The 22,720-nt window shown below is 59.8% G+C and carries 25 protein-coding genes; 17 read left to right on the top strand and 8 right to left on the bottom strand.

Features of this window, described 5'->3' with window-relative positions:
* The first annotated feature begins 141 nt into the window (after positions 1–141).
* The 7 genes from OKC42_RS12230 (at position 142) to OKC42_RS12200 (ending at position 7,569) form a co-directional block, all read left to right on the top strand.
* Positions 142–1,257 (top strand): sugar diacid recognition domain-containing protein, encoded by a 1,116-nt coding sequence (locus OKC42_RS12230; protein WP_005340325.1) that lies wholly within the window; start codon positions 142–144, stop codon positions 1,255–1,257.
* Positions 1,258–1,375: 118 nt separating this feature from the next.
* A complete protein-coding gene (locus tag OKC42_RS12225; protein WP_005340326.1) occupies positions 1,376–2,638 on the top strand; it encodes a GntP family permease in 1,263 nt (420 codons plus the stop codon).
* A gap of 9 nt (positions 2,639–2,647) precedes the next feature.
* A complete protein-coding gene (locus OKC42_RS12220) occupies positions 2,648–3,781 on the top strand; it encodes a glycerate kinase (protein ID WP_270819819.1) in 1,134 nt (377 codons plus the stop codon).
* A 232-nt stretch (positions 3,782–4,013) separates the two neighbouring features.
* Positions 4,014–4,577, top strand: a complete 564-nt coding sequence (locus OKC42_RS12215) for an NnrU family protein (RefSeq protein ID WP_042084306.1) — start codon at positions 4,014–4,016, stop codon at positions 4,575–4,577.
* A gap of 58 nt (positions 4,578–4,635) precedes the next feature.
* The gene (locus OKC42_RS12210) at positions 4,636–5,172 is read left to right on the top strand and encodes a glutathione peroxidase (RefSeq protein WP_005341435.1); all 537 of its coding nucleotides are present in this window, start codon (positions 4,636–4,638) and stop codon (positions 5,170–5,172) included.
* Positions 5,173–5,254: 82 nt separating this feature from the next.
* On the top strand, positions 5,255–6,190 hold the full coding sequence (locus OKC42_RS12205) for a LysR family transcriptional regulator (protein ID WP_270819861.1): 936 nt from the start codon (positions 5,255–5,257) through the stop codon (positions 6,188–6,190).
* A gap of 182 nt (positions 6,191–6,372) precedes the next feature.
* Entirely contained in the window at positions 6,373–7,569 is a 1,197-nt protein-coding gene (locus OKC42_RS12200) for a NupC/NupG family nucleoside CNT transporter (protein WP_005348874.1), read from the top strand.
* A 101-nt stretch (positions 7,570–7,670) separates the two neighbouring features.
* Here the strand turns inward: OKC42_RS12200 and OKC42_RS12195 are convergent, their stop codons facing one another.
* The 5 genes from OKC42_RS12195 to OKC42_RS12175 form a co-directional block, all read right to left on the bottom strand.
* Positions 7,671–8,090 (bottom strand): DUF4426 domain-containing protein, encoded by a 420-nt coding sequence (locus OKC42_RS12195; protein ID WP_005340339.1) that lies wholly within the window; start codon positions 8,088–8,090, stop codon positions 7,671–7,673.
* A gap of 43 nt (positions 8,091–8,133) precedes the next feature.
* Complete coding sequence (gene yggU / locus OKC42_RS12190) at positions 8,134–8,436, bottom strand: DUF167 family protein YggU (protein ID WP_005340341.1); 303 nt, start codon at positions 8,434–8,436, stop codon at positions 8,134–8,136.
* Complete coding sequence (locus OKC42_RS12185) at positions 8,436–8,987, bottom strand: YggT family protein (RefSeq protein WP_005340343.1); 552 nt, start codon at positions 8,985–8,987, stop codon at positions 8,436–8,438. The genes yggU and OKC42_RS12185 overlap by 1 nt, the downstream gene beginning before the upstream one ends.
* 11 nt (positions 8,988–8,998) lie before the next feature.
* Entirely contained in the window at positions 8,999–9,823 is an 825-nt protein-coding gene (proC, locus tag OKC42_RS12180) for a pyrroline-5-carboxylate reductase (protein ID WP_151286204.1), read from the bottom strand.
* Positions 9,824–9,965: 142 nt separating this feature from the next.
* A complete protein-coding gene (locus OKC42_RS12175) occupies positions 9,966–10,667 on the bottom strand; it encodes a YggS family pyridoxal phosphate-dependent enzyme (RefSeq protein WP_019445603.1) in 702 nt (233 codons plus the stop codon).
* 39 nt (positions 10,668–10,706) lie between these two features.
* Here OKC42_RS12175 and tapT point away from each other — a divergent pair, with 39 nt between their 5' ends.
* The 4 genes from tapT to OKC42_RS12155 all read left to right on the top strand — a co-directional run bounded on the left by tapT (position 10,707) and on the right by OKC42_RS12155 (position 14,320).
* Positions 10,707–11,741, top strand: coding sequence for a type IVa pilus ATPase TapT (tapT, locus tag OKC42_RS12170; RefSeq protein ID WP_005340354.1), 1,035 nt, complete (start codon positions 10,707–10,709; stop codon positions 11,739–11,741).
* A 28-nt stretch (positions 11,742–11,769) separates the two neighbouring features.
* Positions 11,770–12,879 carry a type IVa pilus ATPase TapU gene (gene tapU / locus OKC42_RS12165; protein WP_005340356.1) on the top strand — a complete coding sequence of 370 codons (1,110 nt, stop codon included), beginning with the start codon at positions 11,770–11,772 and terminating at the stop codon, positions 12,877–12,879.
* Positions 12,880–12,926: 47 nt separating this feature from the next.
* Positions 12,927–13,700, top strand: a complete 774-nt coding sequence (gene yaaA, locus OKC42_RS12160; protein WP_040067414.1) for a peroxide stress protein YaaA — start codon at positions 12,927–12,929, stop codon at positions 13,698–13,700.
* 194 nt (positions 13,701–13,894) lie between these two features.
* On the top strand, positions 13,895–14,320 hold the full coding sequence (locus tag OKC42_RS12155; protein ID WP_040098961.1) for a hypothetical protein: 426 nt from the start codon (positions 13,895–13,897) through the stop codon (positions 14,318–14,320).
* Positions 14,321–14,679: 359 nt separating this feature from the next.
* Here OKC42_RS12155 and OKC42_RS12150 read toward each other — a convergent pair whose 3' ends face one another.
* Positions 14,680–15,171: a methylated-DNA--[protein]-cysteine S-methyltransferase gene (locus OKC42_RS12150; protein ID WP_270819816.1), complete on the bottom strand. Its 492-nt coding sequence runs from the start codon at positions 15,169–15,171 to the stop codon at positions 14,680–14,682.
* A 25-nt stretch (positions 15,172–15,196) separates the two neighbouring features.
* Entirely contained in the window at positions 15,197–15,613 is a 417-nt protein-coding gene (gene arfB / locus OKC42_RS12145) for an alternative ribosome rescue aminoacyl-tRNA hydrolase ArfB (protein ID WP_021230947.1), read from the bottom strand.
* Between the two features lie 201 nt (positions 15,614–15,814).
* Between arfB and glnK the strand changes: the two genes are divergently transcribed.
* The 5 genes from glnK to OKC42_RS12120 all read left to right on the top strand — a co-directional run bounded on the left by glnK (position 15,815) and on the right by OKC42_RS12120 (position 21,210).
* On the top strand, positions 15,815–16,153 hold the full coding sequence (gene glnK / locus OKC42_RS12140; protein ID WP_005341406.1) for a P-II family nitrogen regulator: 339 nt from the start codon (positions 15,815–15,817) through the stop codon (positions 16,151–16,153).
* 258 nt (positions 16,154–16,411) lie between these two features.
* Entirely contained in the window at positions 16,412–17,419 is a 1,008-nt protein-coding gene (locus tag OKC42_RS12135; protein WP_005340374.1) for a Fe(3+) ABC transporter substrate-binding protein, read from the top strand.
* 39 nt (positions 17,420–17,458) lie between these two features.
* Positions 17,459–19,084, top strand: a complete 1,626-nt coding sequence (locus OKC42_RS12130) for an ABC transporter permease (protein ID WP_270819815.1) — start codon at positions 17,459–17,461, stop codon at positions 19,082–19,084.
* A gap of 82 nt (positions 19,085–19,166) precedes the next feature.
* The gene (locus OKC42_RS12125) at positions 19,167–20,201 is read left to right on the top strand and encodes an ABC transporter ATP-binding protein (protein WP_236368179.1); all 1,035 of its coding nucleotides are present in this window, start codon (positions 19,167–19,169) and stop codon (positions 20,199–20,201) included.
* Positions 20,202–20,304: 103 nt separating this feature from the next.
* The gene (locus OKC42_RS12120; protein WP_236368180.1) at positions 20,305–21,210 is read left to right on the top strand and encodes a Dyp-type peroxidase; all 906 of its coding nucleotides are present in this window, start codon (positions 20,305–20,307) and stop codon (positions 21,208–21,210) included.
* Between the two features lie 90 nt (positions 21,211–21,300).
* Here OKC42_RS12120 and argR read toward each other — a convergent pair whose 3' ends face one another.
* On the bottom strand, positions 21,301–21,771 hold the full coding sequence (gene argR / locus OKC42_RS12115; RefSeq protein ID WP_005340378.1) for a transcriptional regulator ArgR: 471 nt from the start codon (positions 21,769–21,771) through the stop codon (positions 21,301–21,303).
* Between the two features lie 201 nt (positions 21,772–21,972).
* Between argR and OKC42_RS12110 the strand changes: the two genes are divergently transcribed.
* Positions 21,973–22,713: an ATP-binding cassette domain-containing protein gene (locus OKC42_RS12110; protein WP_005357971.1), complete on the top strand. Its 741-nt coding sequence runs from the start codon at positions 21,973–21,975 to the stop codon at positions 22,711–22,713.
* The last annotated feature ends 7 nt before the right edge of the window (positions 22,714–22,720 follow it).

The following is a 22,720-nucleotide window of genomic DNA, read 5'->3' as shown; positions in this document are numbered from 1 at the left end:
TGGCGGGGCACACATCGGGTAAAGTGGCCTATTCTAGCGATCCCCCTCTCGCTTGTCTTGATGATGTGGCATCTTTGCGCCCATGTGCCCTGAATCGCCTCGTGGTGACGTAGCCAGATCAGCCCCTTGTCCGGAGATGTTATGCAGCTAAACGATAACCTTGCCCGCCAGATCGTCGCACGGGCGATGAAGATCCTCTCCTTTTCGGTCAACGTGATGGACGAACATGGCCTCATCATTGCGTCCGGCAATCCGGAGCGGATCCATCAGCGCCACGAAGGGGCCGTGCTGGCATTGACCGAAAACCGGGTGGTGGAGATCAGCGAAGCGACTGCCCTGCAGCTCAAAGGGGTGCGACCCGGCATCAATTTACCCATCTCCTATCAGGGGGAGCTGATCGGGGTGATCGGCATCTCCGGCGATCCGGAGGAAGTGCGTGCTTACGCCGAGCTGGTGCGAATGACCGCCGAACTGATCCTGGAGCAGGCGGCGCTCACCGAGCAGTTGCAGTGGGACAAGCGCCACAAAGAGGAGCTGGTGTTGCAGCTCATTCGGGGCGAGGGGCGAGTCGATCAATTGCAGCAGGCGGCCCGCTTTCTCGGACTGGAGTTGGCCCAGCCTCGGGTGGTGGCCGTGCTGGCGCTGGAGGAGGCGGATCCGGCGCGTCTGCGAGAGCTGGTTCATCAGCTGGAGAACCCGGAGCGGGACAATCTGGTCGCCATCAACGGGCTCGACGAGATAGTGGTGCTCAAACCGGCACAATTGAGTGATGGCGTCTGGCAATCGGCGCAGGAGCGCAGCCGGATCAAGCAGTTGCTGGCCCGCATTCCCCACTTCAAGGTGCATATCGCGGTGGGCGATTACTTCGCCGGGATCGACGGGCTGGCGCGCTCTTACCAGACGGCGCGAGATACCCTGCGCCGTGGCATGCGGCAGGCGCCGCGCAAACAGGTCTACTTCTTTGAGGACTACCGTTTGCCGGTGCTGCTCGGCAGTCTGGCGGACTCCTGGCAGGCGGATCAGCTGCGCACACCGCTGCAGAAACTGGCCCGGGAAGATGGCAAAGGGGCGCTGCAGAAGACCCTGCGCCACTATTTCTTGCAGGATTGTGATCTGCATCGCTGTGCCGAAGCCCTGTTCATTCACCCCAATACCCTGCGCTATCGGCTGGGGCGTATAGAGCAGATAACTGGATTGAATTTCAACAAGTTAGACGACAAATTTTTGCTCTATCTCGGCCTTAATCTCGACTTGTGATTGTAAATTTAGACAAAAAATCACTTTTACATGACGCAATTTTTGGTTTGTAAGCCAAAGCATTCTGATTGCAGATCTCCATAATGGCGGCCATTCACTCCCATTGAAGGTGTCCGTCATGATCCCGGTTACAGCCCTTGGCGCCATCGCGGCGCTCTCCATCGCCATCATCCTCATTTTGAAGAAGGTGCCGCCCGCTTACGGCATGATCGTGGGTGCCCTTGCCGGTGGCCTGATTGGCGGTGCCGATCTGACCCAGACCGTCGCCCTGATGATCGGCGGTGCCCAGGGGATCACCACAGCTGTGATGCGGATCCTGGCGGCCGGTGTACTGGCGGGCGTGCTGATCGAATCGGGTGCGGCCACCACTATCGCCGAGACCATCGTCAAGAAGCTGGGTGAAACCCGCGCCCTGCTGGCACTGGCGCTGGCGACTCTGATCCTGACTGCGGTCGGCGTATTCGTGGATGTGGCCGTTATCACGGTCGCCCCCATCGCGCTGGCCATTGCCCGCCGTGCCGACCTCTCCAAGGCGGCCATCCTGCTGGCGATGATCGGCGGCGGCAAGGCGGGTAACGTCATGTCCCCCAACCCCAACGCCATTGCCGCGGCTGATGCCTTCCATCTGCCCCTGACCTCAGTTATGGCTGCGGGCATCATTCCGGGTCTGTTCGGTCTGGTGATGGCCTACTGGCTGGCCAAGCGGCTGAACAACAAGGGCAGCAAGGTTGCTGCTGATGAAGTGGTGAGCTTTGCCGGTGCCAAGTTGCCGGGCTTTGCCGCCGCCATCAGCGCGCCGCTGGTCGCCATCCTGCTGCTGGCCCTGCGGCCGGTCGCCGGTATCGTGGTGGATCCGCTGATTGCACTGCCCCTCGGTGGTCTGGTTGGTGCCCTGATGATGGGTAAATTCAGCAAGGTGAACCAGTTTGCGGTCTCCGGCCTCGCCCGTATGGCGCCGGTTGCCATCATGCTGCTGGGTACCGGTACCCTAGCGGGCATCATTGCCAACTCCGGCCTGAAAGATGTGCTGATCAGCGGCCTGACCGCCTCCGGTCTGCCTTCTTACCTGCTGGCGCCTATCTCCGGTGCCCTGATGTCGCTGGCAACCGCCTCGACTACCGCCGGTACCGTGGTGGCCTCCAACGTATTCAGCTCCACCCTTATTGAACTGGGGATCAGCAGTCTGGCCGGGGCGGCGATGATCCATGCCGGTGCCACCGTGTTTGACCACATGCCCCACGGCTCCTTCTTCCACGCCACCGGTGGCAGCGTCCACATGGGGGTGGGGGAGCGCCTGAAACTTATCCCTTACGAAACTGCAGTCGGTCTGACCATTGCCACTGTCTCCACCCTGATGTTTGGCGTGTTTGGCCTCGCCTAAGGAATTGATATGAAAATTGTTATTGCCCCCGATTCATTCAAGGAGAGTCTGAGCGCCATGGCGGTGGCTGATGCCATCGAGGCTGGTTTCAAACAGGTGTTGCCAAACGCCACCTACGTCAAATTGCCGATGGCCGATGGCGGTGAAGGCACGGTGCAATCGCTGGTGGATGCCACCGGTGGCCGCATCCTCCCAGTCGAAGTGACCGCCCCGCTCGGCAACAAGGTGCAGGGCTTCGTCGGCCTGCTGGGTGATGGCGAGCGCGCCGTCATCGAGATGGCCGCCGCCTCCGGTATCCATCTGGTGGCGCCCGAGCAGCGCAATCCGCTGCTCACCTCCAGCTTCGGTACCGGCGAGCTGATCCTGGCCGCGCTGGAGATGGGGGTGAAGCACCTTATCCTCGGTATCGGCGGCAGCGCCACCAATGACGGCGGAGCCGGTATGATCCAGGCGCTCGGCGGCAAGTTGCTCAAAGCGGATGGCTCTGCCATCGAGCTGGGTGGCGCAGGTCTTGCCGAACTCGCGACCATCGATCTGAACGGTCTGGATCCGCGCCTGAGCGATCTGATTATCGAGGTGGCGTGCGATGTGAACAACCCGCTGTGCGGCCCGAAAGGCGCCTCCGCCGTGTTTGGCCCGCAGAAGGGGGCGACTCCAGAGATGGTGGCGCAACTCGATGCCAACCTCTCCCGTTATGCCGACTGCATTGAGCAGGCCCTTGGCAAGCAGGTGAAGGATATTCCGGGGGCGGGCGCTGCCGGTGGCATGGGGGCCGCGCTGGTCGGTCTGCTTGGTGCCGAACTCAAGCCCGGCATCCAGATCGTCATCGAAGCGCTGAAACTGGCCGAGGAAGTGGCCGATGCGGATCTGGTCATTACTGGTGAAGGTCGCATCGACAGCCAGACCATCCATGGCAAGACGCCAATCGGTGTCGCACGTTGCGCCAAGCAGTTCGGCAAGCCGGTGATCGGTATCTCCGGTTGCCTGACCGACGATTGTGGTGTGGTACATGATCACGGGCTGGACGCGGTATTCGCCGTGGTCAACCGCGCCATGTCTCTGCCGGAGGCGCTGGAGAGCGCCAGCACCAACATTCAGCTGACTGCGCGCAACGTAGCGGCGCTCTATCAGCTCAAGGGCTGATCCGGTTCGGCCGATGCGCCCCATCGGCCATTCAATATCCCCGTTTGGGGCATCTCCCATCCCGCGAGATGTCTGACTGCCCTGGCACTTATTTGCCGATCCATCGTGATCGGCTCTTTTCTTTCTGCTCCTTTGTCTTGCCACACTTTTGACTCCATGGGTCAGCGCGGTTTTGATAGGCGCACATCTCCCTTTACGGCATAGTGGTCGTACCAAGTACAAGGAGAGACTCATGTTCCTGCTGACCCTAGGGGTTGCGCTGTTTACCCTGATCCATCTCTACCCCTGTTTTGCGGTGGCCCATCGGGCGCGGCTACGCGAGCGGCTGGGTGAGAATCGCTACAAGGGGCTTTTCTCCCTGCTGGTGTTTGTCGCCATTGCCTGCATCATCGCCGGTTGGCGCTCGGCCAGCTCGCTGCCGCTCTACTTCCTGCCGGAGTGGGGGCCGATGACCATGACGGTGATGATGCCCTTTGCGCTGATCCTCTTCTTCTCCGGCCAGGGGCCCAACCATCTGCGCCGTTGGCTGGTGCATCCCCAACTGCTCGGAACCCTGCTCTGGGCGGTGGCCCATCTGCTGGTCAACAGCGAGGCTAGATCTCTGGTGCTGTTTGGCGGCATCGGGCTGTGGGCGCTGGTGAGCATGGTCTGGATTTCGGTGCGGGACTGGCAGCGGTATCCCCGCCCGGCGGCTAACTGGACGGGCACCGGAATCAGCGTCGGGGCGGGCCTGGCTGCCACTGCGCTGCTGGTGTTCTGGGGCCACGGCTGGCTGACCGGCATTCCATTGCATTGAGAGTGAACTGCGGCTCTGGTAACCGCGTATGATGGACAAAACAAAAGGAGTCTTGGCGATGAAATGGTTCACTCTGTTGCTGTTATTGGGGGCCGGTGCGGCCTCTGCGGCGTGCCCAGATTATTTCAATGTGGAGATGCGGGAACTCAACAATGCCCAGCGCCACAACCTCTGTCAGCTGACCGAGGGCAAGGTAGTGCTGGTGGTCAATACCGCCTCCTACTGCGGCTACAGCGGCCAGTTCCGCGATCTGGAGAAGCTCTACCAGAGCTACAAGGATAAAGGGCTGATTATTCTGGGCTTCCCCTCCAACGACTTCTGGCAGGAGGCGGGCAACGAGACCAAGACCGCCGAGGTATGCCGCCGCGACTATGGCGTCACCTTCCCGATGTTCAATCGGGTAGCGGTGCGGGGCTCCGATGCAGTGCCACTGTTCAAGGGGCTGGCGGCGGCCGCTGATGGGGATGAGCCGAACTGGAACTTCCACAAGTATCTGGTGGGGCGCGATGGCAAGCTGATCGCCAGCTACGGTGCCAATCAGAATCCGGCTGACGATCCCCTCAAACTGCAGATCACCCGGGCGCTGGGGCTCTGACCCTACCCCTTGGCGGGCGGCTCTGGAATAATGGGCTCCCGCCACTCAATCCGGTTATCCTGTGCTGCAACGTCTTCCTCAAATGGTGATCTTCGATGCGCTGGTGCGCGAGCAGGGGATCTCTGCCGCCGCCCGTCGTCTCGGGGTCTCCAAATCCCATATCAGCAAGCAGCTGGCGCTGCTGGAGACCACCCTTGGCGCCCAGCTGGTGCAGCGCACCACCCGCCGCTTCGTCCTGACCGAGCTGGGTCAGGAGTATGCCCGTCACTGCCATGCGCTGGTGGCAGTGGCGCAGGAGGCTGACTCCATGATCGCCGAGCGGCGTGGCAAGGTGAGTGGCGTGCTCCATCTCGGGGTGGGCCAATCATTTGGTCGTCTGCACGTCATTCCTCATCTCAAGGCGTTTCAGGATCGCTATCCCGAGCTGGAGCTGGAGGTCTCGCTGTTCGACCATAGAACCAATCTGGTGGATGAGGGGCTGGATCTCTGGCTCACCACCTATGAGGACAAGCCGGAAGGGCTGGTGGGACAGCGGCTGGCCGACATTGGCTTCGTGGTGGCGGCGTCGCCGGATTACCTGCTTAGCCACGGCACGCCACTTCATCCCAAGGATCTGGCCCAGCACAACTGCATCACTTACCAGAGTCGGGAGCGGCGCTATCACCAGTGGTCGTTTCGCCAGGGCAAGGAGCGCCAGACGGTGCAAGTGGTGGGCAACTATCGGGTGGATATGGCGGAGGCGGTGCGGGATGCGGCACTGGCCGGGCTCGGTATCGCCTATATTGCCAACTACTTGCTGGACAAGGAGTTACAGAGCGGCAAGCTGATCCCTGTGCTGCCAGGGTGGCGACCGAACCAACAGATGGCGGTACACGCCGTTTATGCCCGGCGCGAACATCTGGATCCCAAGATCCGTCTCTTCATCGATTTCCTCAAGGCCCGCTTTGGCCCCGAACCCTATTGGGAGCAGCGACTGGCCCCCTGGCTCGGGGGTAAATTGTCCGGCGGTGAGGAATGATTGTTTCCATATAAGAACTCTTGATTTCTCCTGATACTAAAATCGAACCAAATCAGCCAGTTGGCGCAACCGATATCGTGAAAACGTTTTTTCTAACAGGCTTGTAACCAAGCGGACTTGCAGTGACGGGGGGAGAGGCGCAGAATCCGCGCCCATCTTTTGCCCCACCTGATGGAGTCCCTATGATTGCCCTGCTCGGCATCCTGAGTATCCTGGCGCTTGCCGTCATCTGCTCTGATAATCGTCGTCGTATCCCGTTGCGAACAGTTGGCCTTGCCCTCTGCTTGCAAATCATGTTTGCCGGTCTGGTACTCTGGCTGCCTGCCGGTCAGCACGTGCTGAACGGGGTCAGCGAGAGCGTAAGCAGCGTGATCGGTTATGGTCAGGAGGGGATCGCCTTCCTGTTCGGCGATCTGGCCAAGTTCAAGCTGGGCTTCATCTTTGCCTTCAACGTGTTGCCGGTCATCATCTTCTTCTCCGCGGTGATCGCCATCCTCTACCACATCGGTATCATGCCGCGGGTGATCGCCCTGCTGGGTGGTGGCTTGCAGAAGCTGCTGGGCACCGGCCGTGCCGAGAGTCTTTCCGCGACCGCCAACATCTTCGTCGGCATGGTGGAAGCGCCGCTGGTGGTCAAACCCTACCTCTCCAAGATGTCCGATTCCCAGTTCTTCGCTGTGATGAGCTGTGGTCTCGCCTCCGTCGCCGGTGGCACCCTGGTGGGCTATGCCAGCCTCGGGGTTGAGCTGAAATACCTGATCGCTGCCGCCTTCATGTCGGCCCCTGCCGGTCTGGCGATGGCCAAAATCCTGGTGCCGCCGGGAGCTGAAGAGGTCGATCACCATCAGGATGTGGAGATCCCCCGCGCCACCAACGTGATTGAAGCGGCGGCCGATGGCGCCATGTCCGGCCTCAATATCGCGGTGGCGGTCGGTGCGACCCTGCTGGCCTTCGTTGGTGTGATCGCCATGCTCAATGGTCTGCTGGGTTGGGCTGGTGGTCTGGTAGGACTGGATCTGAGCTTCCAGATCATTCTGGGCTGGCTGTTTGCCCCCGTCTCCTGGCTGATCGGGGTACCTTGGGATCAGGCGCAAGCTGCTGGCGCTCTGATCGGTACCAAGATCGTGGTCAACGAGTTCGTCGCCTTTATCGGTCTGGTGCAGGATCAGACCCTGAGCGAGTCGAGCAAGGCCATCGTGACCTTCGCCCTGTGCGGCTTTGCCAACATCTCCTCCATGGCGATCCTGATCGGCGGTCTGGGCTCCATGGTGCCGGAGCGCAAATCCTTCATCGCCCGTTACGGCATGCGCGCCATTCTCTCCGGCGTGCTGGCGAACCTGATGAGCGCCTGTCTGGCCGGTCTGTTCCTCGCCCTGTAACAGTCGCGGTACGGGATAGATGCAACGAGGGCGCCCTGATGGCGCCCTTGTCATATGGATAAAATGAAGCCCCGGCCTTGGTCGGGGCTTCTTGTTGCTGCTCAGTCTACGTAGAAGGTCTGCTGGAAGCTGAGGTTCTGTTGCTGCCCACCGCCCATGATCTTCAGGGTGAACTGATAGGTATCTTCGTTGCGGTAGGGGAGGGTCGCCAGATAGTAGATGGCATCGCCCTCTTTTACCTCCTGAAAGTTCAGGGTGCGGATGGTACCGGTCAGGTTCTTGGCCTCGCCGGTGATCCCCACGGCTTGCGCCACTTTCTGCTTGTCCTGTACCGCGATATTGATGATGGCGTTGTAGCGGCTGCGCTCCAGTCCATACGCCTTGGCGACCTCCGGTGTGAGGAAGCTGGAGTTGAAGGCGTTGTAGTGCACCAGCCAGGGCCCCAGCTCCTTCATCTGTTCTGCCTTGAGCGGCAGGGTCATCAGCAGTGCCAGCAGGCCACTCATCCAGGCTGTTTTCATCTGTCATCCCTCTCATATCTACGGTTGGCGCAGGCCGATTCATTCAGCCTTGCGTGTCATTCAGCAGAGCACTCACTTCTTGCGGCAACTGTTTGGGGCTGTCGATGGCGACGGTTTTGTGTCGCCCCAGCTCGCCCCGCACTATGGTGATCTGTCCCTTGGCCACCTTGAACTGCTTGGCCAGAAACTTGATCAGATGGCTGTTGGCCTGGCCATCAACCGGCGGCGCCGTGATGGCCACTTTCAGCTCTTCGCCATGCAATCCGATGATCTGATCCCGACTCGCCTTGGGCTGGATCACCAGATGCAGTACCAGTTCATCCCCTTGTTGCAGGACGGCTGGCATCAAATCATCCACCACAGCTGGCCAAACAGGTCACCCAGTAGGTAGTTGATGGCTTGCAGGCCGATAAAGGCGACCAGCACCGAGAGATCCAGTCCGCCCAGTGCCGGCAGTACGCGGCGGATAGGGGCGAGGAAGGGCTCGGTCAGCTGATGCATCACGTATTCGATGGGGTTGCGGCCCTGGCTGACCCAGCTCAGGATGGCGCGGATCAGCAGTACCCAGAAGATCATCGAGCCCGCTTTTTTCAGCACGGTCAGCGCGGCAAACAGGCTGATGCTGAGCCAGTCCGCCAGCAGCACGTTCATACTCTTGAGCAGGGCCAGCTTGAGGAAGGCGACAGCCAGCGCCAGCACCACGGAAGCGAGATCGATGCCGCCAAAGCCCGGGATAACGCGGCGCAGCGGGATCACCAGCGGATTGGTCAGCTTGACCACCATCTGGCTCATCGGGTTGTAGAAGTCGGCGCGGGCCCACTGCAGCCAGACGCGCAGCAGGATCACCATCAGGTAGAGATCGAAAACGGTGTTAATCAGAAAGTAAGCAGTGTTCATCTGGGCTCCTGTTAGAAGAGGGTTTCCATTTCGGTGGCGCGAGCAACGGCCGCCTGCATGGCTTGCGCAGTCAGCGGCATCAGCCCCTGCTGCTGGAATGTCTTGATGGCTTCGGCTGTGGTGCCGCCCTTGCTGGTGACCTGCTCACGCAGGGTTTGCAGCGCCAGCTCAGGGTTCTGCTCCACCATGGTGGCTGCACCCAGCGCGGTCTGCTGCACCAGCAGGCGTGCCTGATCGGGCGAGAAGCCCATCGCCTCAGCCTCTTCGGCGATCGCCTGCATAAAGAGGAAGAAGTAGGCCGGAGCACTGCCCGCCGCGGCGATGACGCCGTTGATGCCAGACTCCTGCTCCACCCAGAGGGTTTTGCCGACCGCCTGCATCATCTGCTCGGCAAAGTCGCGATCCGCGGCGGCAATATGTTCGGGTGCATAGAGGCCGGTCATGCCCAGACCAAGCAGGGCAGGGGTATTGGGCATGGTGCGGATGATGCAGTCGTGGCCACCGGCCATCTCGCCAAGGCGCGCCACCTTGATGCCCGCCGCGATGGAGATGAGCAGCTTGCCCTCAAGGGAGCCCAACTCTTCAACCAGTGCTGACAGCATGCCGGCCATCAGCTGCGGTTTGACCGCCAGCACGATCACTTCGGCGTCACGGGCCGCCTCGGCATTATTCTGGGTGATGCGAATGCCATGTTCGCTCGCCAGCGCCTCCAGCTTGGGCAGACTGGGGTTGGCAGCCGTGATCTGCCCGGCGGGATAACCCGACTTGACCAGTCCGGCGATGATGCTGCGGCTCATGTTGCCCGCGCCGATAAAGGCCAGCGTTCTATGCTGCATCAGATGCTCCTGTAGCATATGGGGTCGCGGCGAGGTTGGCGCTGCCTGCACCACCTGACGCCAGAATTCGGTGTTCCATCAAACGCTCCTGTTGATGAAGTCGCGGTAAGAGGCGGACTTATTGGTTATCCGCGGGCCTTGCCTATGAGTAGTCACGGGCGCCGAAGATGGCGGTGCCGACCCGCACCATGGTGCTGCCGTGGGCTATCGCCAGTTCAAGATCCTCGGTCATCCCCATCGAGAGGGTATCCACCGTGGGGTATTGTCGCGCAAGCTCGGTGAACAGAGTCTGCATACGGGTCATTTGGGCGGCCAGTACGCCCTCGTCACTGGTGTGCTCGGGAATGGCCATCAGCCCCCGCAGCACCAGCCGCTCACTGTGGGAGACCAGCTCGGCAAGGCGGAAAATCTCTTGTTCCGACGTTCCGGATTTACTGCTCTCTCCGCTAATATTGATTTGCAGACAAACATTTAGCGGTGCCATTGTAGTTGGGCGCTGGTTGTTGAGGCGGTCGATCAGCTTGTCCCGATCCACGCTCTGCACCCAGTCGAACCGTTCGGCGACCAGTTTGGATTTGTTCGATTGCAAAGGGCCGATAAAGTGCCACTCTATGTCGCTATATTCCGGCTGCTGGCGCAAGGTATCGATCTTGGCCGCTGCTTCCTGGGCGTAGGATTCACCAAAGCAGCGCTGACCTGCGGCATGGGCGGCCATGATGGCCTCGACCGGTTTGGTCTTGCTCACGGCCAGCAGGCGGATCTGCTGCAGGTTGCGGCTCGCCCGTTCGGCGGCCTGGGCAATGCGTTCCTTTACCTGAAACAGGTGCTGGGCAATCTGGTTCATATTTCGTTAGTGATCTTGTGATGGGAGAATGACAAGTCTATGGATATCACAGAGTTATTGGCTTTCAGTGTAAAGCATAAAGCCTCGGATCTACACCTCTCGGCCGGGGTTCCCCCGATGATCAGGGTTGATGGTGAGGTTCGCAAGATCAATTTGCCCGCCCTGGAACACCGGGAAGTGCATGCCCTTATTTACGACATCATGAACGACCATCAGCGCAAGGAGCTGGAGGAGAACTTCGAGGTCGACTTCTCGTTCGAGGTACCCAATCTGGCCCGTTTCCGGGTCAACGCCTTCCAGCAGGCGCGCGGCTCTGGTGCGGTATTTCGTACCATCCCCAGCACGGTGCTGAGCCTCGAGGATCTCGATGCGCCGGAGATCTTCCGCAAGATCGCCGAGTTCCCGCGGGGTCTGGTGTTGGTGACCGGCCCGACCGGTTCCGGTAAGTCGACCACCCTGGCGGCCATGGTCAATTACATCAACGAGAACTTCCATCACCACATCCTCACCATCGAAGACCCCATCGAATTCGTCCACGAGAACAAGCGCTGTCTGGTGAACCAGCGGGAAGTTCACCGGGATACCAAGAGCTTCAGCAACGCCCTGCGCTCGGCACTGCGGGAAGACCCGGACATCATTCTGGTGGGCGAGATGCGCGACCTTGAGACCATTCGTTTGGCCATGACGGCCGCCGAAACCGGCCATCTGGTGTTTGGCACTCTGCACACTTCGTCGGCGGCCAAGACCATCGACCGTATCATCGACGTCTTCCCGGGCGCGGAGAAGGACATGGTGCGCTCCATGCTCTCAGAATCCCTGCGGGCGGTCATCTCCCAGACCCTGCTCAAGCGTATTGGCGGTGGCCGGGTGGCGGCTCACGAGATCATGATGGGCATTCCGGCGGTGCGTAACCTGATCCGGGAGGACAAGATTGCCCAGCTCTACTCGGTGATCCAGACCGGGATGACCCACGGCATGCAGACCATGGATCAGAGCCTCAAGCAGCTGGTGAGTCGTGGCGTGGTGGCATCCCTCGATGCCAAGGCCAAGGCTGTTGATCCCAACAGCATTTAAGCGACTCGCACCCAGGGAGGGATAGATGATGAATCTGGATGATCTGCTGAGCGAGCTGGTCGAGCGAAAGGGATCAGATCTGTTTGTGACGGTGGGCTCGCCGCCCACCCTCAAGGTGAATGGCCATCTGGTGTCGCTGGGGGGGGAAGCGCTCGACAAGAAGGGGGCGCTGACGCTGGTCAGGGATACCCTCAGCAGCGATCACTTCGAGCGCTATATCCGCACCAAGGAGGCCAACTACGCGATCTATCGCGAAGCGCTTGGCCGTTTTCGGGTCAGCGCCTTCTGGCAGCAGGAGCTGCCTGGCATGGTGGTGCGGCGTATCGAGACCCGCATTCCCACCTTTGAAGATCTGCAGCTACCCAAAATTCTGCAAGAGGTGGCGATGGCCAAGCGGGGGCTGGTGCTGTTTGTTGGCGCCACCGGGGCGGGCAAATCGACTACCCAGGCGGCGATGATCGGCTATCGCAACCAGCATGCCGATGGTCACATTCTGACGGTGGAAGACCCGGTGGAGTTCGTCCATCAGCATGGTCGCAGTCTGGTGACCCAGCGAGAGGTGGGGATCGACACCGAGTCATTCGATGTGGCGCTGAAAAGTTCGCTGCGTCAGGCGCCGGACGTGATCCTGATCGGCGAGATCCGGAGCCAGGAGACCATGGAGTTTGCCCTGCAGTTCGCCGAGACGGGACACCTTTGTCTCGCCACTTTGCATGCCAACAATGCCAACCAGGCGCTGGATCGCATCCTCCATCTGGTGCCGCAGGACAAACACCGCCAGTTCCTGTTCGATCTCTCTTTCAACCTCAAGGCCATCGTCGCCCAGCAGCTGGTGCCGAGTATGGATGGCAAGCGGCGCTGCGCTGCGTTCGAGATCCTGCTCAATACTCCGCTCATCACTGACATTATTCGCAAGGGAGAGATGCATCGCCTCAAGGAGGTGATGACCAAATCCACCGAGCTGGGTATGCAGACCTTCGATCAAGCGCTCTTCAGCCTGTTCTGCGCCGGCCAGATTGGCTACAGTGAGGCACTCGCCCACGCCGACTCGGCCAACGACCTGCGACTGCTGATCAAGCTCTCCGGTCGCGAGCGGCTCGGTACCGGCACGCTGGACAATGTGACGCTGGATGAATGAATCATGGGGCTGCTCTGCCGTTCGGCCCCTCGCCATAAAGGAACGTTATGCTGATTGTGGTTTCCCCGGCCAAGACGCTGGATTACGAGTCACCGCTGGTGACACCCCGTTTCACCCAACCCGAGCTGCTGGATCACTCCGCCGAACTGATTAGCCGGGCCCGCCAACTGAGCCCTGACCAGATCGCCACTCTGATGAAGATCAGCGACAAGCTGGCCGGTCTCAATGCCGCCCGGTTTGCCGAGTGGCAGCCAGATTTCACTCCCGCCAACGCCCGTCAGGCGCTGTTGGCTTTCAAGGGGGATGTCTACACCGGTTTGGCGGTAGAGGATTTCAGCGAGGCCGATTTTGACTTCGCTCAGGCGCACCTGCGGATGCTCTCCGGCCTCTACGGCGTGCTGCGCCCCCTCGATCTGATGATGCCCTACCGGCTGGAGATGGGGACCAAGCTCGACAACGATCGCGGCAAGGATCTCTACCAGTTCTGGGGGGAGGTGATCACTCACCATCTCAACGACGCGCTGGCAGCGCAGGGGGATGAGGTGTTGATCAATCTGGCTTCCGACGAGTATTTCAAGTCGGTACGACCCAAGAGCCTGAAAGGGCGGATTGTCACACCGGTGTTCAAGGATGAGAAGAACGGCCAGTTCAAGATCATCAGCTTCTACGCCAAGAAGGCGCGCGGCATGATGGCTCGCCACATCATCAAGCACCGTCTGACCGAGGTGGAGCAGCTGACCGGTTTCAACGCCGAGGGCTACTACTTCGTACCGGAAGAGTCGGACGCCAATACCCTGATGTTTAAACGCGCCGAAAATTAATTACAAAAAGAGGGAACCAATCTTTCGACCCGCGGGTCTGAATATGTGAATCCTCTGTTGTAAGCACTTTTTATTCGCCGACGTTTGATACGTCGGCTTTTTTATTGCCGTTTTTACTGTCCATCGATTGCCTTCGCCGGGACTATGTGGTTCAGATAGACTCAAGACAGGGAGCGAGTCGTCGTGAGGTGAATATGGAACAGAAAAATGCCATTCGGCAGGTTGCCGTCCCTTGGGCTCCGTCCCGCCAGCTACCGCCCGGTCTGGTTGTGGCCGAGCTGCATCAGGATCTCTGGAGCGACTCCCTGACCATCATGCTGGGGCGGGCGCGCAGCATCGATCTGCCCCCACAAATCCTCTGCCGGGTCTATTTTCGTCATATCTACGCCCTGCGGGTTATCGAAGATTGCGATCTGGCCGAGGGGAAGGATAGCCACGCTATCGAAGAGCAGATCCAGCTCATCACCCCATCCCGTTTTGCCAGCTGGTTCCATCAGGAGTCGGACGGCCTGCATCTGGATGAAGATCTGCAGCACTATCGCATCTCGACCTGGGATTATTGCGCCGATGTGCTGACCTCCTCGGCGCCGGAACTGCAGTTCCTGCCCCAGAACGAGTAGCCAGCTGTTACGTCAGAGGCGAAGGATGATCCTTCGCCTCTTGGTTTTTGGGCGGGCGCAGATTTTGTGGCGTTCAGGCCACTCAAGCCGGGTGGCGGCCTGTTGTGTCGGCACAAAAAAAGCGCCTCAGAGGAGGCGCGGGGAAAAAGACAGATTGGAAGCGTCACATGGGTGCTACTTGAATCAGCGAATGAGCCGTGCCATTCAAGTATGGAGCCATCATGCCAAGCTCAATCTGAAGTAGTTCTGAGGCGATTCTTCATTTTCTGTTCATCTTATCAGCAAAGCGTGGCCACTGATTGAAATCCTTTTCATTCTGGTCGCGATATTGCCCCGCCCTCTCCGGGGCGGTCATCGTCTCATGGGGCCAGCTCGAATGTTGTGCCTGCCTGTTCCAGTGCCAGCAACCAGCGCTTGATGGGAATGCCGCCTGCATAGCCGGTCAGCTCGCCGCTGCGTCCGATCACCCGATGGCAGGGCACTATGATGCTCAGCGGATTGCGCCCATTGGCAGCGCCCACAGCCCGCACCGCCTTGGGATTGCCGATAGCCTGGGCAATCTCGAGATAGCTCACGGTCTCGCCATAGGGGATATCGCACAAAGCGTTCCACACCGATTGTTGAAACGGGGTGCCCTTCGCTGCCATGGGCAGATCGAACAGCTGCAATTTTCCGGCGAAATAGGCGGTGAACTGCTCGACGAAAGGAGCAAGAGCCAGGTCATCACGTTGCCACTCATCGGTCGGAGTTACCGGCTGCTCCCCCCGCACGAACTCCACATAGCGCAGGCCATCTTGATCGATGGCGACCAGCAGCGGGCCGCGGGCGCTGTCGCAAAAACTGTATCTCATCGGCTGACATCCTTTGGGGGCTGGCTCAGTCCAGAACCGGTTTGCCGCGGGCGGACTTGATATCCCCCTTGCGCTTTTTGGCATCGACCCGTTTGCGCTGGGAGCTGCGGGTCGGCTTGGTGGCATGACGAGCCTTGGGGCGCCAGGCTGCTTTTTTCAGCAACTCCACCAGACGGCTCATCGCCTCCTTGCGGTTCATGTCCTGGCTGCGATGGCTCTCGACCCGGATCAGGATAAAGCCGTCGTGTACCCGGCTGTCGCTCAGCTTGTCGAGACCCTCCTTGTAGAGGGGCGTCAGGCTGGGAGAGTTGCGGTAATCGAAGCGCAGCCAGACGGCGGAGTCGGTCTTGTTGACGTGCTGTCCACCGTTGCCCTGTGCCCGCATGGTCTGAAATTGCAGCTCATGCCAGGGAATCGTGACGCTGTTGGAGATAACTAACATGCTGTTTTGCTCTTGTTTGGTGCATACCCGCTGACCGCTGCAGCATGGTGCCTCATTATGGGGCGTGCTGGCCGGTTATGGGGATGTGCCTGACGAATGGCGCAGGCATTAAACTCTATCTATATGAAATAAAACAATAAAAATACTTGGCATAAGAATTGAAACCCGATTCATGACACACCATGGATTGGGAGCAACCAGATGAAGCTGATTAGTGCGATTATCAAACCGTTCAAGTTGGACGATGTCCGCGAGGCTATTGCCAACCTGGGGGTGGAAGGGCTGACCGTGTCCGAGGTCAAGGGATTTGGCCGCCAAAAGGGACACACCGAATTATACCGGGGAGCCGAGTATCAGGTCGACTTCCTGCCCAAGGTGAAGCTGGAGATTGCTACCGCCGATGATAACGTGGAAGGGGTGATCGAGGCGATCTGCAAGGCGGCCTATACCGGCAAGATCGGCGACGGCAAGATTTTTGTCTACGACTTGCTGCAAGCGGTGCGCATCCGCACCGGCGAGAGTGACGACGAGGCGCTGTGATGAACCGCATCCGTGACGTACAGATCTGTTGACCTCCCGACCTCGGGGCATCCCGATGGCGTGAGCGCTTATTGAAGCCTGATCAACATAACGTTTTGCTCAGGAGAGGCCGAATGGGATTCCATCCGGCCCTTTTCATTTATGGGCGATTAAATATGTGATGTGGCGACGGCGAGCTTTCTTGATCCACTCATAAGATGTATGCAGAATGCAAACGGAAATCGTTATCACTCTGTATAGCTAATCAAGGAATGGATGATGAAAATGAAGATGTTGGCACTGGCTTTCTCTGCGTTGGCAGCTCAGTCGGCATTGGCGGCCGGGGAAGTGAATGTCTACTCCAACCGCCAGGATGAGCTGATCAAGCCCATCATCCAGCAGTTCGAGAAGGAATCTGGCATCAAGGTGAACGTGGTGTTCGCCAAAGAGGGGTTGAACGAGCGTCTGGAGCGGGAAGGCAAGCTCTCTCCGGCCGACCTGATGCTGACCGTCGATATCAGCCGTCTGACCGATCTGGTGGACAAGGGGCTGGTGCAGCCGGTGGATAGCAAGATCCTGCAGGAGAACATCCCCGCCATCTATCGTGATCCGGAGAATCGCTGGTTCGCCCTGACCACCCGGGTGCGCGCCATCTACTCCAGCAAGGATCGCCTCGGCAAGCTCGACACCATCAGCTACGAAGATCTGGCCAAGCCTGAATTCAAAGGAAAAATCTGCACCCGCAGCGGCAAGCATGAGTACAATGTGGCGCTGGTCTCCTCCATGATTGCCCATCACGGCATGGCTGAGACCAAAACCTGGCTGGAAGGGGTCAAGGCCAACCTGGCGCGCAAGCCGCAGGGCAACGACCGGGATCAGGTCAAGGCGATCAAGGATGGTATCTGTGACGTGTCGCTCGGCAACAGCTACTATCTGGGCGCCATGTTGAAAGATCCGGCGCAGAAGTCCTGGGCGGATGCGGTCTATATCAACTTCCCGAACCAGGCTGACCGCGGTGCCCACGTCAACGTGAGCGGCGTGGCCATGACCAAGTATGCCAAGAACAAGGCCGAGGCCCAGAAGCTGATGGAGTTTCTGGCTGGTGATACCGCCCAGCACATGTATGCGGACGTGAACGCCGAATATCCGGTCAAGGCCGGAGTCGAGCCTTCCGCCATGGTCAAGTCCTGGGGCAGTTTCAAGTCTGACGCACTACCGGTCAGCGATTACGCCAAGCACCGCAAGGACGCCTTGCAGTTGCTGGATGAAGTGAAGTTCGACTTGTAATCAGATGGGGCCAACGGCCCCATCAACATCTGTGGTCTCATGAAAAATTTTGGATGGATGACCGGCAGCTGGGCCATCGCCCTGCTGCTGGGTTTACCGGTTATAGCCCTGCTTTTCTCTGCCTTCTCGGCTGAGGGGGAGCTGTTTCGCCACCTCGCCGATACCGTGCTGCTTGACTATCTGGCCAATACTCTGGGGCTGGTGGTCGGCGTAGTATTGCTCAGCTTGCTGTTTGGCGTGCCTACCGCCTGGCTGGTGGCCATGTGTCAGGTACCGGGGCGGCGCGCCCTGCAGTGGGCGCTGATGCTGCCGATGGCGATGCCCTCCTATATCGTCGCCTACGTCTATACCGACCTGCTCGACTACTCGGGCCCGCTACAGGCCGGGTTGCGAGCACTCTTTGGCTGGAACAGTCCTGCCGATTACTGGTTTCCGGCCATTCGCTCCCTTGGCGGCGCCGCCTGGGTGCTGGCGCTGGTGCTGTTCCCCTATGTCTATCTGCTGACCCGCGCCTCTTTTCTCGAGCAGTCAGTCAGCCTGATCCACTCCAGCCGCCTGCTCGGCTGTACCCCGTGGCAGAGCTTTCGTCGTCTCAGTCTGCCGCTGGCGCGCCCCGCCATCATGGTGGCGGTATCGTTGGTGGCCATGGAGACGCTGGCCGATTTCGCCACCGTCCACTTCTTTGCCATCAACACCCTGACCACAGCAGTCTACGACACCTGGCTCGGCTACGGTAGTCTGGCCACCGCGGCCAAACTCTCCTGCCTGATGCTGCTGGTTGTGGTGCTGCTGATCGCGCTGGAGCGTCGCTCGCGCAGTCGACAGCAGGTGTTCCAGAAGTCCATGGGCCATGAGCAGCCGCTGCGCTATCCGCTCAAGGGGATGAGTCGCGCTCTGGCCGCTTTTTGGTGCTGGGGGCTGGTGCTGGCCGGTTTCGGCCTGCCGTTTGTCATCCTGCTCGATTACGGGGTGCGCTACTTCGAATTGTCGTGGACGCCGGAGTTTGTCCGCTTCGCCGGCAACAGCTTGGCTATCTCGGCGCTGACGGCACTATTGGCGATGGGCATCGCCCTGCTGCTCGGCTTCTTCCGCCGCCTCGATGGCGGGATAAAGAGTCTGTTGCCCCTGCGCATCGCCGCCATGGGCTACGCCATGCCGGGGACCGTGCTGGCCATCGGGGTGCTGGTGCCGCTCACCGCCCTCGATTTTGCCATCAACGATCTGGCCGAGTGGCTCGGGCGTCAGGGCCCGGGCTTGCTGCTGACCGGTACCATCACCGCCATCGTGTTCGGCTATTTGGTGCGCTTCGTGGCCATCGCCATCGGCTCGGTGGAAAGCAGCATGGGCAAGATCTCCCCCAGCCTCGACATGGCTGCCCGCTCTCTTGGGCAGGGGGATGGCGACATGCTGCGCCGGGTCCATCTGCCGCTGGTGCGCCGTGGTCTGTTTGCCGGTGCCATGCTGGTATTCATCGAATCCATGAAGGAGCTGCCCGCCGCTCTGCTGCTGCGGCCGTTCAACTTCGATACTCTGGCGACTCACGTCTATCAGTTTGTCTCGGACGAGATGCTGGAGCGTGGCGCGCTGGGGGCCATCGTTATCGTGCTGGTGGGACTGTTGCCGCTGATCTGGGTCAACCGCAGTCTGGACAGTCCGGGTCACTGAGTCGCCACGTCGGTCAATGAAATTGCATGCGGTGTGCTCAACCGAAAGGCAGCGCGCCGCCAGAAACGAGAGGAAGTCAGCCTTGTCCTGTTTGCAGGTTGAAAATGTCAGCTGCCGTTACAACGGCCGCAATGTGCTGGAACAGCTCTCCCTGACGGTGGCAGACAACGAGATCGTCTGCCTGCTGGGAGCCAGTGGCTGCGGCAAAACCACGTTGCTCAAGGCCATCGCCGGGCTGCTGCCGTTGGCAGAGGGCTCTATTCGCCTCGGCGATACCCTGCTCGACGGGCCGGGTGCCAGCGTGCCGCCCGAGGCGCGCAACATCGGCATGATCTTTCAGGATTACGCCCTCTTTCCCCACCTGACGGTGGCCGACAACGTCGGTTTCGGGCTGACCAAACTCGATCGCAGTGCCCGCCAACAGCAGGTGGATGAGGCGTTGGCGCTGGTCAATCTGCAGGGGCTGGGGGATCGCTATCCGCACCAGCTCTCCGGTGGTCAGCAGCAGCGGGTAGCCATCGCCCGGGCGCTGGTGTGCAAGCCGCGGCTGATGCTGCTGGATGAGCCCTTCTCCAACATCGATACCCAGGTGCGGATGAAGCTGATCCTCGAGATCCGCGCCCTGCTCAAGCAGCAGGGGATTGGCGCCATCTTCGTCAGCCACAGCAAGGAGGAGGCGTTCGCCTTCGCCGATCGGCTGGCGCTGTTTCGCGCCGGTCATATCGAGCAGGTGGGCCAGCCGGAGCAGCTCTATCGCCGCCCGCAAAACCGCTTCGTGGCGGAGTTTCTCGGCGGGGTCAACTATCTGGCTGCCGAGGTGGTGGACAGCCACTGCGTACAGACGGCGCTCGGGGTCATTTGTGGCAGCGAGCCCCATGGCCGCGCAGTGGGTGAGCAGTTGCAGCTGATGCTTCGACCCCAGCAACTGCTGCTGGAGAGCGCCGCAGATGGCGAGCTCAAGGTGGTGGAGCAGCAGTTCCTCGGCCACCACTGCCGGGTGCTGTTCGAGTGTGACGATCTGCAGCTGGAGGCGAGCATTGGCGAGCCCCTTGATGGGATGCGGGCACGGATCAAGGTTGCCCCCCATGTGCTGGTGTTGTTTGACCCTTTGCCCTGAACGCGTGATATCGTCGTGAAATCAAAGAACTGGATCCACTCTGGTTTATAATCGCGCAACGCAAATAGCCCGTAACGCTAACGCCTATTCAGGGGAGAGATATATGAAAGCCCAAGCTGGGATCTGCGCAGAGCCGAATCTGCACGCCCTCTATCTGATGTTCAATCGTACCGGCGATGCCGCCGAACTGGTCGGCCTTCTGGCCAAACTGCCCGCCCTGTGGCAGGCGGTCGCCGCCGATTTCCCCGATGCCGGTTTCAGCGGTCTGGTTGCCGTTGGCGCCGATGCCTGGGATGGTCTCTACCCTGCCGCTCGTCCGCCCCAGTTCCGCAGCTTTATGGCGCAATCCGCCAACGGTCAGGAAGCGCCCAACACCCCGTTTGATCTCTTTATTCAGCTGCGCGCCGATCGGGTGGATGTGTTGCACCACGCCGGTCACCGTGTGATGGCGCTGCTGGCCGGACTGGTCGAGCTGGCCGAAGAGGTGCGCGGTTTCCGCAATCTGGATTGCCGTGACCTGACCGGTTTCGTCGATGGCACCGAGAACCCGCAGGATGAACACCGTGCCGAAGTGGCGTTGCTGGCCGATGGCGAGTTTGCCGGTGGCTCCTACATTCACGTCCAGCGCTGGGTCCACGCCATGAGCGACTGGGAGAAGCTGGCGCAGAAAGAGCAGGAAGACATTATCGGTCGTACCAAGCCCGACAATATCGAGTATGAATCTGCCGCCAAACCGCTGACCGCCCACATCAAGCGGGTCAACCTCAAGACGCCGAAAGGGGAGTCTATGGAGATCCTGCGCCAGAGCATGCCCTGGGGCACCATGACCGAGCAGGGGCTCTACTTCATCTCCTGCTGCCGCACACCGCAGCACTTCAACGCCATGCTGGCCAGCATGTACAAGGGGGAGGGCAGCCACTTCGATCACCTGTTGCGCTTTACCAAGGCAGTGACCGGCGCGGCCTTCTTCGCCCCATCTGAAGGTTTTCTGATGGCGCAGGGCAAATAAGCCCGCCTGACGAAGCTGCAGAAAACAAAAATCCCGGCCTTGGCCGGGATTTTTCGTTCTGGCGTGACCGCTATGACGTGGTAGCGGCCATTACGGCGTCTGTTCGAACAGCTCGAGGGCGGAGAGATAGAGCTCTTCGATATCGGTATCGCTGGTCGGGGTGATGAAGATGGTGTCATCACCGGCGATGGTACCGAGGATCCCCTCTGCCTTGCCGAGGGAGTCGAGCAGGCGGGCGATCAGCTGGGCTGCACCCGGGCTGGTGTGGATCACCACCAGTGCGCCGTTGTGATCGACGTCCAGTACCAGATTCTTGAGCGGGCTGGAGGTGGTGGGCACGCCCAGTTCCACCGGCAGGCAGTAGACCATCTCCATCTTGGCATTGCGAGTGCGAACGGCGCCGAAGCGGCTCAGCATGCGCGATACCTTGGACTGGTTGATGTTCTCGAAGCCCAGCTCTTGCAGGGCGGTGACGATTTCTGCCTGGGAGCCAAAGCGCTCTTCTTTCAGCAAGGCTTTAAAGGCCTTGGCCAGTTTTTCTTGCTTGTCGTTGTGTTTCATCTTGGTCTCACGAATGAGGAGGTGTGGCGGCCTGTGCGATACAGGCGGCAGATACGAACAGCGGGGCCATTTTGCATTCATATGCCGTTTTTTGCAAGGAAGCGGCGCTTGTTCTGCATATTGATTCAAAAATGGCTTGCATCAACCTTTATTAGGGATAGAATCGGGATGAAATTTTGAAAACTTATTCAATTAGGCTGTATGGGTATTGAATTAATAGGTATCGAGAAGTCTTGGCACAAGGTGCCGGTTCTGCAACAGGTCAGCTTTCGGACATCCCCCGGTGAAACCTTGGTGTTGCTGGGCCCGAGCGGTGCTGGCAAGAGTTCCCTGCTACGGATGATGAACCTGCTGGATACCCCGGATGCGGGTGTTCTGCGGATTGGTGAAAGTGAATTTTCTTTCCCGAACTCCCTCTCTGCTGCCGAATTCAACCGCCAGTCCCAACTGCTGCGTCGCAAGGTGGGGATGGTGTTCCAGCAGTACAATCTCTGGCCACATCTCACTGTGATGGAGAATCTGATTGAAGCGCCGGTCAAGGTGCTCGGCATGAGCAAGGAGGCCGCTATCGAGAAGGGGGCCTATCTGCTGGCCCAGCTGCAACTGGCCGACAAGCGCGATGCCTGGCCGGCACGTCTCTCCGGCGGCCAGCAGCAGCGGGTGGCCATTGCCCGTACCCTGATGATGGACCCGGAAGTGCTGCTGTTTGACGAGCCGACCGCCGCCCTCGATCCCGAGATCACCAAGGAGGTGGCCGAGATCATCCGTAACCTGAGCCAGACCGGCATTACCCAGGTGGTGGTGACCCACGAGGTCGACTTTGCCCGCAAGGTAGCCAGCCAGGTGATTTATCTGGAGAAGGGGCGGATCATCGAATCCGGCACCGCTGCCATTTTCCAATCCCCGCAAACCAGCCGGTTTGCCGAATTCTTGATGCATTGATATTGAA

Origin of the sequence: Aeromonas sp. Y311-2, assembly GCF_027706025.1 — a bacterium.
Taxonomy (GTDB): domain Bacteria; phylum Pseudomonadota; class Gammaproteobacteria; order Enterobacterales; family Aeromonadaceae; genus Aeromonas; species Aeromonas veronii.
The sequence above is the reverse complement of the archived record's forward strand: the minus strand, read 5'-3'. Positions and strand labels throughout refer to the sequence as shown.